This window comes from Nocardioides sp. NPDC058538, from assembly GCF_042719275.1.
Classification (GTDB): domain Bacteria; phylum Actinomycetota; class Actinomycetes; order Propionibacteriales; family Nocardioidaceae; genus Nocardioides.
Map to the genome: position 1 here is coordinate 15,646 of NZ_JBHXNY010000010.1, position 14,299 is coordinate 29,944.

The 14,299-nt window shown below is 68.5% G+C and carries 14 protein-coding genes; 7 read left to right on the forward strand and 7 right to left on the reverse strand.

Annotated elements, in window-relative coordinates; genetic code table 11:
- Positions 1–101: 101 nt before the first annotated feature.
- The gene (locus tag ACFWQC_RS11390) at positions 102–1,310 is read right to left on the reverse strand and encodes a DUF222 domain-containing protein (RefSeq protein ID WP_378677296.1); all 1,209 of its coding nucleotides are present in this window, start codon (positions 1,308–1,310) and stop codon (positions 102–104) included.
- Positions 1,311–1,824: 514 nt separating this feature from the next.
- On the opposite strand from ACFWQC_RS11390, the gene ACFWQC_RS11395 reads away from it, so the two are divergent.
- A complete protein-coding gene (locus ACFWQC_RS11395) occupies positions 1,825–2,364 on the forward strand; it encodes a GNAT family N-acetyltransferase (RefSeq protein WP_378677299.1) in 540 nt (179 codons plus the stop codon).
- 255 nt (positions 2,365–2,619) lie between these two features.
- On the opposite strand, the gene ACFWQC_RS11400 is transcribed toward ACFWQC_RS11395, so the two are convergent.
- From ACFWQC_RS11400 to obgE, 4 genes are all read right to left on the reverse strand, one after another.
- Positions 2,620–3,078: a hypothetical protein gene (locus tag ACFWQC_RS11400; RefSeq protein ID WP_378677303.1), complete on the reverse strand. Its 459-nt coding sequence runs from the start codon at positions 3,076–3,078 to the stop codon at positions 2,620–2,622.
- Positions 3,079–3,107: 29 nt separating this feature from the next.
- Positions 3,108–4,082 carry an endonuclease/exonuclease/phosphatase family protein gene (locus ACFWQC_RS11405; protein ID WP_378677306.1) on the reverse strand — a complete coding sequence of 325 codons (975 nt, stop codon included), beginning with the start codon at positions 4,080–4,082 and terminating at the stop codon, positions 3,108–3,110.
- Positions 4,079–5,191, reverse strand: coding sequence for a glutamate 5-kinase (proB, locus tag ACFWQC_RS11410; protein WP_378677309.1), 1,113 nt, complete (start codon positions 5,189–5,191; stop codon positions 4,079–4,081). Before proB ends, ACFWQC_RS11405 begins: the two co-directional genes overlap by 4 nt.
- 99 nt (positions 5,192–5,290) lie before the next feature.
- Positions 5,291–6,847, reverse strand: a complete 1,557-nt coding sequence (gene obgE, locus ACFWQC_RS11415; RefSeq protein ID WP_378677312.1) for a GTPase ObgE — start codon at positions 6,845–6,847, stop codon at positions 5,291–5,293.
- 77 nt (positions 6,848–6,924) lie between these two features.
- Here obgE and ACFWQC_RS11420 point away from each other — a divergent pair, with 77 nt between their 5' ends.
- Complete coding sequence (locus tag ACFWQC_RS11420) at positions 6,925–7,779, forward strand: LLM class flavin-dependent oxidoreductase (RefSeq protein WP_378677314.1); 855 nt, start codon at positions 6,925–6,927, stop codon at positions 7,777–7,779.
- A gap of 72 nt (positions 7,780–7,851) precedes the next feature.
- Here ACFWQC_RS11420 and rpmA read toward each other — a convergent pair whose 3' ends face one another.
- Both rpmA and rplU read right to left on the reverse strand, forming a co-directional pair.
- Complete coding sequence (rpmA, locus tag ACFWQC_RS11425) at positions 7,852–8,109, reverse strand: 50S ribosomal protein L27 (protein ID WP_141803598.1); 258 nt, start codon at positions 8,107–8,109, stop codon at positions 7,852–7,854.
- A gap of 36 nt (positions 8,110–8,145) precedes the next feature.
- Positions 8,146–8,448, reverse strand: a complete 303-nt coding sequence (rplU, locus tag ACFWQC_RS11430) for a 50S ribosomal protein L21 (RefSeq protein WP_160024636.1) — start codon at positions 8,446–8,448, stop codon at positions 8,146–8,148.
- A 298-nt stretch (positions 8,449–8,746) separates the two neighbouring features.
- Here rplU and ACFWQC_RS11435 point away from each other — a divergent pair, with 298 nt between their 5' ends.
- The 5 genes from ACFWQC_RS11435 to ACFWQC_RS11455 all read left to right on the forward strand — a co-directional run bounded on the left by ACFWQC_RS11435 (position 8,747) and on the right by ACFWQC_RS11455 (position 14,291).
- A complete protein-coding gene (locus ACFWQC_RS11435; protein ID WP_378677317.1) occupies positions 8,747–9,529 on the forward strand; it encodes a DeoR/GlpR family DNA-binding transcription regulator in 783 nt (260 codons plus the stop codon).
- Between the two features lie 175 nt (positions 9,530–9,704).
- Positions 9,705–11,027, forward strand: coding sequence for an ABC transporter substrate-binding protein (locus ACFWQC_RS11440; protein ID WP_378677320.1), 1,323 nt, complete (start codon positions 9,705–9,707; stop codon positions 11,025–11,027).
- Complete coding sequence (locus ACFWQC_RS11445; RefSeq protein ID WP_378677323.1) at positions 11,027–11,986, forward strand: carbohydrate ABC transporter permease; 960 nt, start codon at positions 11,027–11,029, stop codon at positions 11,984–11,986. The genes ACFWQC_RS11440 and ACFWQC_RS11445 overlap by 1 nt, the downstream gene beginning before the upstream one ends.
- Positions 11,983–12,819 (forward strand): carbohydrate ABC transporter permease, encoded by an 837-nt coding sequence (locus ACFWQC_RS11450; RefSeq protein ID WP_378677326.1) that lies wholly within the window; start codon positions 11,983–11,985, stop codon positions 12,817–12,819. The genes ACFWQC_RS11445 and ACFWQC_RS11450 overlap by 4 nt, the downstream gene beginning before the upstream one ends.
- Positions 12,816–14,291 (forward strand): mannitol dehydrogenase family protein, encoded by a 1,476-nt coding sequence (locus ACFWQC_RS11455; RefSeq protein ID WP_378677329.1) that lies wholly within the window; start codon positions 12,816–12,818, stop codon positions 14,289–14,291. Before ACFWQC_RS11450 ends, ACFWQC_RS11455 begins: the two co-directional genes overlap by 4 nt.
- The last annotated feature ends 8 nt before the right edge of the window (positions 14,292–14,299 follow it).

Here is a 14,299-nt window from a genome sequence, read left to right on the forward strand (position 1 = left end):
CAGCAGTGGCATGACACGACGGTACGCGCGAACACAGACCAGCGATCGTCGAGTGGCGGGCATGGATACGGGCACGGCGGAGCCAGCCAGCCCAGCCCGGATCAGGTGGATCGGGTGCGCCGGGTGAACCGGATCCGACCGCTCGGCAGTCGTTCATACCCGTAGTCGGGGTCATGGATCCGGCGATGATCGCTCGCGCAGAGCAAGACCATGTTCGCCAGATTCGTGAGGCCGCCTTCGGACCAGGGTTTCAAGTGATGAGCCTCGGTCCACGCCGCTGGTGCATCACAGTCTTCGGCTTGGCAACACCTATCCCGTAACCGGAGCGCCCGGTGTTGGACCGGATACGCCAACCGGGCGGTGCGGCCGAAGTCCAGGATCTCGGAGTCGGTGCCCAACACCACCGGGACCAGATCGGCGTTGCAGGCCATCCGGCGAGCCTCAGCAGCGCTGATCTGCTCACCATCGAAACCCAGGGCCGCAGTGCCCAGGTCCTTGCGGAGATCCTCGACACTCATGGTGATGAACACCGTGGTGCCGTGACCACCATGCCTGGGGAGCTGGTCCACGTCATAGGTCTCGACCACCCGGGCAAACGCCTGGCCCAAGAGCCGGTCATACGGAGCCTTGCGACCCTTGTCCTCTGCTGACAGCTTTCGGGGCTGCGCCAGCGAGTCCAACAGGGTCCGCAACCGCATCCCGACGGCACGGGAGACCCGGGCGTGGATGTCGATGGTCCCGTCGCCGTTGTCACGGGAGGAGAAGAACGTGCGCCGCTGCGCATGCTCCTCCTCGCGCTGCAACGCCTGGGCCTCGGCGGCCTCGAACCGCTCCGGGTCGATCTCCGCGAGGATCCGTCGCCCGACGATCTTCAACTCGTTCGCCGTCAGGCGGGTCGCGTAGTCGACCAGGAGCTTCTCGGCCAGGATCAGGTCCTCGCCGCTGGCGGCGGGGTCGGTCTCAATGGCATCGAGGGCTTGGGTGATCACCCTTGCCTGGCTCTGGGACACGACACCTTCAGCGAGGCCATCAGCAACGAGTTCGTACTTGGTCACCGCCGCCGCGAGCTTCACCTGGGAGCGAGCAACCGCCTTGTCGACCAGTAGCTCGGTCCGCAGCCACCCCGACACATCCTTGGCACCGGTCTCCTCGGCAATGTCGCCCGCAGACGCGAGCACCCTCAGCTTCAACGCAGCCTGTTGGGCCTGGAGCTTCTCCACTCGTTCCAGCAGGTCCTTCTTCTGCCCGGTGAGCCAATAGGCGGGGTCGGTCGCGAGGAGTTCTTGGAGGGCGGTCTCGATGGCGGTCAAGGCAGCGTCGATCGCGTCGCCGGGGTTGGTGCCCCAGTGGTCGATCCCGCCTTCGAGACTCATCGCGCCTTGCCTTTCAGAGGTGTGCTGTGATGGGTCTGATTCTACGCCTCCCACCCCTGCCAGGCCACCTATTTTCCCTGATCAGGATGCATTTTCGCGGTGAGCGAACGGCCTCGCATCTGTGGATGGTAAGTGGCCCGAAGGGGCCACCCTTCCACCCCCAGCAACCCCAACCTTCCGAGCAAAGATCTCTCCGCGCCACACCCCGGCCGCCGCCCCGATAGCCAGCCAAATCCTTTCTCGACGGGCCCCGGTGTCAAGGACCGCGAAGCGGCCGGCGAAGCCGGCGGCCGCAGGCCGTCCTTTACTCCGGGGCCCGTCGAGAAGACCATGAAGAACGGGTCGGCGGCCCACCCCAACCAAGAAGCACAGCACCCAACGAACCAGGCCCACCACCCACGTACGCCAAAAAGGCCCCTGCACAACCCCAAATCCCAACTACGGTCCAAGGATGAAACCCCTCGGCGACGTGCCCTGGCCCCCAGACCCGATAGTCACCGACCGCCTGATCCTGAGAGAGACCAAGCCCGAGGACAGACCAGGACTGGTAGAGCTCCTCACGGACGAGACCGTGCAGGCCTACCTAGGCGGACCACAGCACACCCGAGAAGAGCTGGAAAAGCTGATCCCCGAGGATCCCAACACCAGGCCCGGAATCTTCGCCGTCGAGCACGCGGGCGAGTTCATCGGGAGGATCACGATCCAGCGCCGCGATCGAGCCTGGGCGCACCACGTACGCGAGGAGGGCGACGAGGTCGAACTCGGCTACGAGTTCCTTCAGACCTCATGGGGCAAAGGCATCGCGACGGAAGCCACCCAGGCAGCGCTCGGCTGGATCGAGAAGACGCTCCCGGGCGAGCCGGTCGTGCTCACCACCCAGGTGGCCAACGAGCGCTCCCTGCGCCTGGCCCGGAGGCTCGGGTTCGTCGAGGTGCATCGGTTCGAGGCCTACGGCGCGGAGCAATGGTTCGGTCACCGCCGCGGCGATTAGTCGTCGGTCTCGAACACGTTGGCCGTTCGCGATCGCCGTCAGCGAATTCCTCGATCGTGCAGTCGGCTGATCTGGCCTGACCGGAACCGAGTCTCCGCAGGGAGGACGTGTCGACCGCGGCGGAAGCCGTCGCCTATCCCACCGACCGACGGGAGGCACCATGCGCTATCCATGCCGCGACGTTCTCGGCGTCGGCCTTGAGCGGCCCTGGCAGTGCCAGGCTCGGCTCACCTCGCAGCCGCCGTTGTGCGGCCATCATCCTCCTCGCCAGGGGCCGAGCTGAACCAGATACTCTGCTTCGAACGCCTCGGTGACATGCAGGCTCACGACCTTCGTACTGGCCATCTCGAACACCGATGCGTGCCGGATCGCTGACCACGGCACCAACTCCGGCCAGCGGATCAGACTGCCGTGGAGCCTTCCCGTCACCAGGTGCATTCCCGTCGCATCGACAACGATCGCAATACTCCGCAGGAGTTGCACCACGAACAGCGGAACGCAGATGACTCCGAAGAACGCAACGCTCATCCACCCAGCCAGCTGTTCGTCAAGTGCGGTCGAGTTCAGAGATATCGCGAGGCCAACGACCGTGAATCCGATCGCCCCGAGCAAGAGCAGCCATGTTTGGCGCCTGCCTACCTTGAGTTCGACCCGCCCGTTCCTGGCGAGCTCCTGCTCCCACTCCTGCCAGGCAGGGGAACCCGATTCACGCATCCGGACAAACTAGCGGAGCGGCCGAGCGGTCACTCCTCGGGAGTGCCGAGGTAGGCGACCAGCGCCAGATGGTCGGAGCCCGGCACCTCGACCGTCTTCGTCGCCAGCGCGACCAGATCATCCCCGATCAGGACATGGTCGATCGCGGTCGAAGGCGGAAGAGGTACGCCGGCGAAACCCTCGGTCGGCCAGGTGGGCTGCCATCCGGCGTTGCTGGCCCGGGCCGCGTCCTGCAGGTCTGCGTCGTCGAGCAGTTGCCGGACGGTGTGGTGGTCGAGCGAGGCGTTCAGGTCGCCCAGGACGAGGTCGGGCTTCTCCCCGGCCGCCTCCTCGATCATCAGCTCCTGCTCGGCAGGCCAGGTTGCGAGCGTAGGCGGCGCCGGGTGCGCGACGACGACCCGCCACTCCCCCACGTCGGCGACCCACGACCCCATCGCCGTGTCGATCCGGCGCGACTTGGTGATCGGCTGATCGGCGAAGATCATCGTGCCAGCGGTGCCGGGCGCGGCCTCGCCGATCCGGTAGGGCAGCTGGTCGCGCAGCGTCCTCGACAGCTTCGCGAACGCAGCCGGGGTGATCTCCTGGAGGGCGAGCACGTTGACCTTGTGCGCGCGCACCGCCTCGACCACCGCGTCGGTGTCGCCCTTGCCCTCGAAGAGGTTGGTGGTCATCACCGTCAACGGCTCGCCGGCGCTGGTCGCCCGGGAGCCCGCGTAGAGCGGCGCCTGCCAGGTCAGGTGGACCGCCAACAACAGCGCGACGGCCCCGGCGACGACCGCGAGCCGGATCCGCCCGGGACCGGTGGCCAGCCAGACCAGCACCAGGACCGCGACCAGGCACAGGGCGTACAACCCGACACCGAAGGGCGCGAACGCGGCCAGGCGCACTGCCCGCAGGTCGGTGCTCGCCAGCGCCCGGGAGAATGTGATCGCCAGCGCAGGCAGGCCGCAGAGGACCAGGACTCCCCACGCCAGCGCCAGCGGCACCCACCGGGCTCTGCTCACAACACGACCAGATCGTCGCGGTGGATGACCTCGCGAGCGTACGCAGCTCCGAGATTGGCCTCGAGATAGCCGGAGGACCGCCCGGCCAGCCGTGGGATCTCGTCGGCGTCGTAGTTCACCAGGCCGCGCGCGACGGCCACCCCCGACGGGTCGACGACGTCGACCGGGTCGCCGGCATGGAACGCGCCGGAGGAGCCGGTGACCCCCGCGGCGAGCAGCGAGGCGCCGCGGCGACTGATCGCGGCGACCGCACCGGCGTCGACGGTGATCGAACCGACCGGCTCGGTCGCGTGCTGAAGCCAGAGCAGACGCGCGGGGCGTCGCTTGCCGACGGCATGGAACAGGGTGCCGACGGCCTCGCCCGCGAGCGCGGCCTCTGCCTGTGCGGCCGAGGTCAGCACGACCGGGACACCGTCGTCGACGGCGATCCGGGCGGCCTCCAGCTTGGTCACCATGCCCCCGGTGCCGACTCCGGCGGCACCGGCCTTGCCGATGGTCACTCCGTCGAGGTCGGCCAGCGAGGCGACCTCGTCGATCCGCTGCGAGCCGGGCTGGGACGGCGGCGCGTCGTAGAGCGCGTCGACGTCGCTGAGCAGCACCAGCAGGTCGGCCTTGACCAGGTGGGCCACCAGTGCCGCGAGCCTGTCGTTGTCGCCGAACCGGATCTCGGAGGTGGCCACGGTGTCGTTCTCGTTGACGATCGGGAGCACACCCAGGTCGAGCAGCTTCGACAGCGTCGCGTCGGCGTTGCGATAGTGGGCCCGCCGGTTCAGGTCGTCGACCGTGAGCAGCACCTGACCTGCGATGATGCCGTGCCGGGCGAGCTCGTCTGTGTAGCGGTGAACGAGCAGCCCCTGCCCCACGCTCGCCGCCGCCTGCTGCTTGGCAAGCGCCCGCGGACGCTTGGCCAGCCCCAACGGCGCCAGCCCGGCCGCGATCGCCCCGGAGGAGACCAGCACGACCTCGGCGCCGGTGGCCCGGGTCTTGGCGAGCACGTCGACCAAGGCGCTCACCCGGTCGGGGTCGATGCCCCCTGCGGCCGTCGTCAACGACGACGACCCGACCTTGACCACCACCCGGCGTGCCCCGGTCACGACCTCGCGCTGCACCGATCCCCCTCGTACGTCAGCCTGTGCTCTCCGCTGCGCCGGATCCTACCGGCGCCGACGCCGCTAGCTCCGCCGGTTTCCGCTGGTCGGGCGAGGCCGCTACTCCCCCGAGCGGGTTCCTGAGTCCGCCGACGGGTCCGCCTCGGCCCAGTCCGGGTCGTCGTCCCCGCCGATCTCGTACGCCACCGGGCCGGCCCCGTCGCGCAGCCGGCGGGCGACGTCGGCGCGGGCTTCGTACTCTTCCTTGGTCTCCATCCCGGCGTCGATCTCGCGTCGCCGCGAGGCAGCGGGCCGCTCCTCGTAGAAGCGCTGGTCCTCACCGCGGCGGCCGAGCATCTCGGCACCGGTGTCGATCGAGGGACGGAAGTCGAAGACGACCGAGTTCGCCGGGTCCCCGATGATGACGGTGTCGCCCTCCTCGGCCCCGAGCTCGACCAGGCGCTTCTCGACGCCGAGCCGGTTGAGGCGGTCGGCGAGATAGCCGACGGCCTCCTCGTTCTCGAAGTCGGTCTGCCGCACCCAGCGCTCGGGCTGCGGGCCGCGTACGAGGAATTCGCCGTTCTTCGACACCTTGACCGTGAACCCGTTCTTGCCCTCCACGCCCTCGGGGCGCAGCACGATCCGGGTCGGCGGCGCCACCGCGACGTCCTTGCGGGAGTCGGCGACGATCTCGGCCATCGCGTAGATCAGCTGCTGGGTGCCCTCGCCGGAGGCGGCGGAGATCTCGAAGACCCTCATCCCGCGCTTCTCGAACTCGCCGATGGTCATCTCGGCGATCTCGCGACCGTCGGGGACGTCGACCTTGTTCAACGCGACCAGCCGGGGCCGGTCCTCGAGGCCGCCGTGGCGGGAGAGCTCGTTCTCGATGACGTCGAGGTCGTCTATCGGGTTGCGGCCCGGCTCGATGCTCGCGGTGTCGATGACGTGGACGAGCGCGGCACAGCGCTCGATGTGGCGCAGGAACTCGTGGCCGAGGCCGCGACCGTCGGCGGCACCCTCGATCAGGCCCGGTACGTCGGCGACGGTGAAGGTGATCTCGCCGCCCTTCACGACGCCGAGGTTCGGCACCAGGGTCGTGAACGGGTAGTCGGCGATCTTCGGCCTGGCTCGCGAGATGGCCGCGATCAGGGACGACTTGCCCGCGCTCGGGAACCCGACCAGGCCGATGTCGGCGACGACCTTGAGCTCGAGCCCGATCTCTCGCGCCTCGCCCGGCTCGCCGAGGAGCGCGAAGCCGGGAGCCTTGCGCTTGGAGGAGGCCAGTGCCGCGTTGCCGAGCCCGCCACGGCCGCCCTCGGCGATGACCAGCTCGGAGCCCGGGCCGACCAGGTCAGCGAGGACGTTGCCGCTCATGTCGGTCACGACGGTGCCGTCCGGGACGGAGAGCACCATGTCGTCGCCGTGGGCGCCGTTCTTGTGGTCACCGGCGCCCTGCCCGCCGTTGGGGGCCTTGCGCTTGGGACTGTGGTGGTAGTCGATCAGGGTGGTCACGTCGGGGTCGACGCGCAGGATGATCGACCCGCCAGGGCCGCCGTTGCCGCCGTCGGGACCGCCCAGCGGCTTGAACTTCTCGCGGTGAACCGACGCCACCCCGTGTCCGCCGCGACCGGCCTCGACGTGGAGGGTGACGCGGTCGACGAAGGTGGGTACAGCCATGACTCCAGCCTACCGACGGCACGCCCCACACCTGTTATCCGCGCGACGCGTCGCGACCTCGGGTGCAGACTGTGCGCATGCGTGTGGGAACAGTGATGTGGCCGATCGAGGACTGGCCGGCGATGGGCGAGCGTTGGGTGCAGGCCGAGCAGCTCGGGTTCGAGACGGCGTGGGTCTATGACCACCTGGCCTGGCGCGGGCACACCCCGTGGGAGGAGGCGTTCACGTCGATGGCGGCCGCGGCCGCTCTGACCTCCACGATCCGGCTGGGCACGCTGGTCACCACCCCGAACTTCCGTACGCCGATCCCGACCGCCGCGGCGATCCGCAGCCTCGACAGGATCTCCGGCGGGCGCATCACGATCGGCATCGGTGCGGGCGGCGACGACCACACCTCCGACGGCGACGTGCTCGGGCGGGAGTTCACGCCTCGCGAGCGCGCCGACCGGTTCGCGGAGTGGACCCGCACCGTCGACCAGCTGCTGCGCGACTCGCCGGTGACCATCGACGGCGAGCACTGGCAGACCCACGAGGTCACTGTGTCCCCCGGTCAGGTTCAGCAGCCCCGCACCCCGCTGTGGCTGGCCGGCAACGGCCCGCGCGGGATCCGGCTCGCTGCCGAGGTCGGCGACGGGTGGATCGCCAATCCGCAGAGCGACGACCCGAAGGCGTACGTCGCCCAGCGGCTCGAGATGCTCCGGGAGGCGTGCGAGAAGCGCGGGCGGGACTACGACGCGATGCCGAAGCTGTTCATGTCCGGCTTCACCGACGAGCCGTGGACCGAGTCGGCCGACGCGTTCGAGGACCTCGCCGGCTCCTATGCCGAGATCGGGATCACCGACATCGCGATCCACTGGCCGCGTGCCGGGACCCGCTGGGAGGTCCCGTGGGAGACCTTCGAGGCGATCGCGGCTCGCGCGGCGTACGTCTGATCCTTCATCAAGGTATGCCGAAAACGCCGATGGGCCCTCTCCCGCAGGAGAGGGCCCATCGAAAAGCGTCGCTCAGGCGTCAGCCGGAACGATGTTGATCACGCGGCGACCGCGGCGCTTGCCGAACTCGACCGCGCCGGGCTGCAGGGCGAACAGGGTGTCGTCGCCGCCACGGCCGACGTTGGTGCCGGGGTGGAAGTGGGTGCCACGCTGGCGGACGATGATCTCGCCGGCGCTGACGACCTGGCCGCCGAAGCGCTTCACGCCGAGGCGCTGGGCGTTGGAGTCGCGACCGTTCTTGGTGCTTGCCGCACCCTTCTTGTGTGCCATCTTCTCAGTCCTTCAAGTATCTCTAGAACGCCGGAATCAGGCGTTGATCGCGGTGACCTTGACCTGGGTGTACTTCTGGCGGTGACCCTGGCGCTTCTTGTAGCCGGTCTTGTTCTTGTACTTCTGGATGATGATCTTCGGGCCCTTGGAGGCACCGACGATCTCAGCAGCAACCGAAGCCTTGTCGAGGCCGGTCGAGGTCACGTTCTCGCCGTCGACCAGGAGGACCACGGGCAGCGAGACGGCCGAGCCGTTCTCGCCGTCGAGGCGGTCGATCTCGATGACGTCGCCGACAACGACCTTCTGCTGCTTGCTGCCAGCCTTCACGATCGCGTACACCGCGGTCTCCTTCATTGCTCCGAACTCAAAGTCTTGTGTCGACCCGCGGCAAGGCAGACCGGACCCCGAAGCGATAGGTGCCAGCAGATGCCTGCAGGAACGGCGCACTGCGCACGCCGAGATTCAATCTTACGTACGCGGCGAGGTAGCCGCAAAACGCCGCGGCACCGTCCGCGCGACAGTGTCGCCATGGGGGCCTGCGACATGGTGCCCCAGAAGGCCCCGATCACGCCAACCGGGCGCCCGGTTAGAGGGCAACCTCCACGAACCGGGCACGATTCCGGGCATGATGGCGCCCATGACGTCCACCGAACCGTCGCTCGCGAACCAGGCCCGCCAGGAGGAGATCCTGGCGCGCGCACGCACGACCGGCCGGGTGTCGGTGACCGACCTCGCACCTGATCTCGGGGTGAGCGTCGAGACGATCCGGCGCGACCTCAAGGTGCTCGCCGACCGCGGCGTCGTGGAGCGGGTCTACGGCGGTGCGGTCGCCCTGGAGAGCGGCAGCTTCGAGACCTCGCTCGAGTTCCGGGCGGGCCGCGACGTCGACGAGAAGCACCGGATCGCCCGGGCCGCGCTCCAGCACCGGCACGGTGCGGAGACGATCTACATCGACGAGGGCACGATGCCGCAGTTCCTGGCCGAGGAGCTCCTCGGCCAGGGGCCGGCGACGATCATCACTCCCTCGCTCCCGGTGGCCACACGTCTCTCCGCGGACCCGGACCTCACCGTGATCGTCCTGGGTGGGCGGGTCCGCACCATCACCCGGGGCGTCGTGGACCAGTGGGCGACCCGGATGCTCGCCGACCTGGTGATCGACCTGGCCTACATCGGCGCCAACGGGATCTCCCGCGAGCAGGGCCTGACCACTCAGGACCCCTCGGTGGCCGCGGTGAAGCGGACCGCCATCGAGCGGTCGAGGCGGCGGATCTTCTTCGGCGCCCACACCAAGTTCGGGGCCTCCAGCCTGTGCCGTTTCGCGGGCGTACGCGACTTCGAGCTGCTCATCACCGGCACCGAGCTGCCGGCCTCCGAGGCCCGCCGGTTCTCGGCGCTCGGACCCCGCGTCATCCGGGCCTGAGACGAGGGCTGAGAACGGGCAGCAACCGGGCGCTTCGGGCGCACCGACCGGGCTAGGGGGTCTGGCCCGAATTACGCCATCGTGGTCCGTGACGACAGTCACACTGCGAGGAGGCAGATCGATGCGGGTACGGAGACGGACCTCCGCAGCGCTGACAGCGCTCTCATTGACCACCGTGTTGTTGACGGCATGCGGGACCGGCGGACTGGGCGCCGGCGGGACGAGCGCGGGTGAGCACAGCATCACGGTGCTGATGGTCAACAACCCCCAGATGCTCGAGCTCCAGGAGCTCACCGCGGAGCACTTCACCGAGGAGACCGGGATCGAGGTGAACTTCGTGGTCAAGGTCGAGCAGGACATGCGCGACACCGCGAGCACCGAGTTCGCCAACCAGTCCGGGATCTATGACGTGGCGACGCTGTCCAACTTCGAGATCCCCTACTACGCCGAGGCCGGCTGGATCTCGGACATGGAGAGCATCGCGAACGATCCGGAGTTCGACCAGGACGACATCCTGCCGCCGATGACGGAGGCGCTCTCGGCCAACGGCAAGGTCTACGGCCAGCCCTTCTACGGCGAGTCCTCGTTCCTGATGTACCGCAAGGACCTGTTCGAGAAGCACGGCATCGAGATGCCGCCCAACCCGACCTGGGAGCAGGTCGCCGGCTTCGCCGCCCAGATCAACGAGGCCGAGGCCGACATGCGCGGCATCTGCCTGCGTGGCCTGGCCGGCTGGGGCGACAACCTCGCTTCGATCACGACGGTGGTCAACACCATGGGCGGCACCTGGTTCGACGAGGACTGGAACGCCCAGGTCAACAAGGGCGGCTTCAAGAAGGCCGCCAACTTCTATGTCGACCTGGTCCGCGAGCACGGCGAGGCCGGCGCCGCGACCTTCAGCTTCCCGCAGTGCCTCAACGCCATGCAGCAGGGCAAGGTCGCGATGTGGTACGACGCCACCTCCGGTGCCGGGTCGCTCGAGGCCGAGGACTCGCCGGTCAAGGGCAAGGTCGGCTACGTCGCCGCCCCGCACGACCAGACCGAGAACGCCGGCTGGCTCTACACCTGGGCGTGGGCGATCCAGAAGGCGTCGCGGCACCAGGAGGACGCCAAGAAGTTCGTCGCCTGGGCCTCCAGCAAGGAGTACGAGCAACTGGTGATGGCCGACACCGAGAACGACACCGGCGGGCCGACCAACGTTCCCGCGGGCAAGCGGGCCTCGACCTATGCGGACCCTGAGTACCTCGAGGTGGCCGGTTCCTTCGCGACCCCGACCATGAACGCGATCAAGAACGCGCAGGCCGACAACCCCGGCGTCCAGAAGCGGCCCTACAACGGCATCCAGTTCGTCGGGGTTCCGAGCTTCACCGACTTCGGCACCGAGTGCGCCAAGCAGCTCAGCAGCGCCATCTCGGGCTCGAAGACCACCGACGCGGCACTCGACCGCTGTCAGTCGCTCGCCCAGGCGTACGGCGACGTCCAGAAGGAGAAGCAGTGATGGCCACCGTGACCGCACCACTCCGCGAATCGACCGAACCGACGGCGACCCGGCCGCCCGCGGCGTACAAGAAATGGGGCCGGGAGTCGTGGAAGCTGCGCGCGCCGCTGCTGCCCGCGCTGATCTTCCTGATCGTGGTGACGCAGCTGCCGTTCGTGGCGACGCTGGTGATGTCGTTCATGAACTGGAGCGCCCAGCCCGACGCAGAGGGGCGCAGCTTCGCCGGCTTCGACAACTTCAAGACCGTGTTCACGACGCCGGCCTACCGTACGGCCGTCCTGAACACGATCGAGATGACCGTGGTCGTCGTCGGGGTCAGCGCCGTGCTCGCCCTCGGGATCGCGCTGCTGCTCAACCACGCCTTCATCGGTCGCGGTCTGGTGCGCACGATGATGATCGCGCCGTTCCTGATCGTGCCCATCGCGGCCGCGGTCTTCTGGGGCAACGGCATCCTGATGACCGGGTTCGGCCTGGTCGACGGTGTGCTCGGTCAGCTCGGGGTGCCGGGTGCCCAGGACATCGCGTTCCTCACCGACCATCCGAAGCTCGCCATCGAGATCGAGCTGATCTGGCAGTGGACGCCGTTCATGATGCTGATCCTGCTCGCCGGCCTGCAGTCGCAGGATCCTGAGGTGCTGGAGGCGGCGAGCATCGACGGCTGCAGCGGGTGGCAGACGTTCGTGCACATGACGCTCCCCCACGTACGCCGCTATCTCGAGCTCTCGATCGTGCTCGGCACGATCTTCGTCGTCCAGAACTTCGACTCGGTCCTGGGCATGACCGGTGGGCTGAACTCCACCAACATCCCGTACGCCGTCTACGAGACGTTCTACTCGGCCAAGGACTACGGGGTCGCCTCCGCGCTGGGCGTCGTCGTGGTCATCGGCTCACTGATCATCGCGACCTTCGCGCTGCGCGTCGTGTCGTCCCTGCTGACCGACGAGGAGGCAAGCCGATGAACGCATGGAACCGGCGACGGGTGGCGAAGATCGTCATCCCGATCGCAGCGTGGCTGGTCGGCATCATCTTCGTGATCCCGATCCTCTACATGGTCCTGACCTCGCTGCACGCACCGCAGGACGCCCAGACGTACCCGCCGAGCTGGGGTGCGCCGCTGACCCTGGACAACTACGCGGGCCTGTTCACCTCGGCGAACCCGATCACCCCGGCACTGATCAACTCGGTGATCACCAGCGTGATCTCGACGCTGCTCGTGCTCGCTCTGGCCATCCCCGCCGCGTACGCCCTGGCGATCAGGCCGGTGAGGAAGTGGTCGGACGTGATGTTCTTCTTCCTCTCGACCAAGATGCTGCCGATGGTCGCGGGGATCCTGCCGCTCTACCTGTTCACGACGAAGGTCATCAACATGCCCGACAACGTGATCATCCTGATCCTGATCTACACCGCGATGAACCTGCCGATCGCGGTCTGGATGATGCGCTCGTTCCTGGTCGAGGTGCCACCCGCGATCATCGAGGCGGCATCGATCGACGGCGCCAGCACGTTCCGCATCCTGACCCGCATCGTGGCCCCGATCGCCATGCCCGGCGTCGCGGCCACCTCGCTGATCTGCTTCATCTTCGCCTGGAACGAGCAGCTCTACGCCAAGGTGCTCACCAGCGTCGCCGCCCAGACCGGACCGGTCTACGTGAACACCCTGATCCAGACCGAGCACGCCTACCTCGCCGAGCTGGCCGCCGGGGCGACACTGATCTCGCTGCCCGTGCTCATCGCCGGGTTCGCGGCTCAGGACAAGCTGGTGCAGGGACTCTCCCTCGGGGCGGTCAAATGACGTATCCCCGACTCACGACGGCCCGGCTCGGCGAGCTGTCTGCGGCCGTCGCCGTCCCCGCCTACGACCGCTCCGCCGTCGCCCCCGGGATCGTGCATCTCGGGGTCGGTGGCTTCCACCGCGCCCACCAGGCGCGCTACGTCGACGATCTGCTCGCCTCGGGTGTCCGCGACTGGGGCATCGTCGGGGTGGGGCTGATGCCTCAGGACGTACGCATGCGGGATGCTCTCGCCGCGCAGGACCATCTCTACACGCTCGTCGAGCGGGCGCCGGACGGCGGCGTGCGGGGGCGGGTGATCGGCTCCATCATCGACTACCTCTTCGCCCCCGACTCCCCCACGGACGTGCTGGCGCTGCTCACCGACCCGCGGATCCGGATCGTGTCGCTGACCATCACCGAGGGCGGCTATCACGTCAACCAGGCGACCGGTGGCTTCGACGCCTCCGACCCCGCCATCCAGGAGGACCTGCGGCCGGGTGCGGTGCCCTCGACGGCGTTCGGCTACGTCGTGGAGGCGCTGGCTCGCCGTCGGGCCGTCGGTGTCGCACCGTTCACGGTCATGTCCTGCGACAACATCGCCGGCAACGGGGAGGTCGCCCGGGCGATGCTGTCGGCGTTCGCGTCGTTGCGCGACCCGGCCCTGGGTGACTGGATCGGGTCCGAGGTGGCCTTCCCGAGCTCGATGGTGGACCGGATCACCCCAGCCACCACCGACGCCGACGTCGAGGAGGTCGGCTGGCGATTCGGGATCGGGGACACCTGGCCGGTGGTCAGCGAGCCTTTCTCCCAGTGGGTGCTCGAGGATCACTTCCCCCAGGGGCGACCGCCGTTCGAGCGGGCCGGGGTCGAGATGGTGCCGGATGTGGAGCCGTACGAGCTGATGAAGCTGCGGCTCCTCAACGCCAGCCACCAGGCCCTGTGCTACCTCGGCTATCTCTCCGGCTACCGCTACGCCCACGAGGTCTGCACCGACCCGCTGTTCGTCGACTTCCTGCTCGGCTACATGTCGCAGGAAGGCACCCCGACCCTGCCGCAGGTGCCCGGCGTGGACCTGCCGGGCTACCAGCGGGAGCTGATCTCGCGCTTCGCCAACCCCTACATCCGCGACACCCTGGCGCGGCTGTGCGCGGAGAGCTCCGACCGGATCCCCAAGTGGCTCGTACCCGTCATCTCGGCCCAGCTCGCCTCGGGCGGCTCCGTGCGCCGGTCGGCGCTCGTCGTCGCCTCCTGGGCCCGCTACGCCGAGGGCGTCGACGAGCAGGGCGCGCCGATCGACATCGTCGACCGGCGCCGGGCCGATGTGACGGCCCGCGCGATCGCGCAGCGCGAGGACCCGCTCGCCTTCCTCCGCGACCCCGACCTCTTCGGCGACCTCGTCGACTCCCCTGAGTTCACCGAGCCGTACGCCGAGGCGCTGGCGTCCCTGCACTCCGTGGGGGCACGCAAGACCCTCGAGACCTGGGGGCCGTAGTCCCGTCG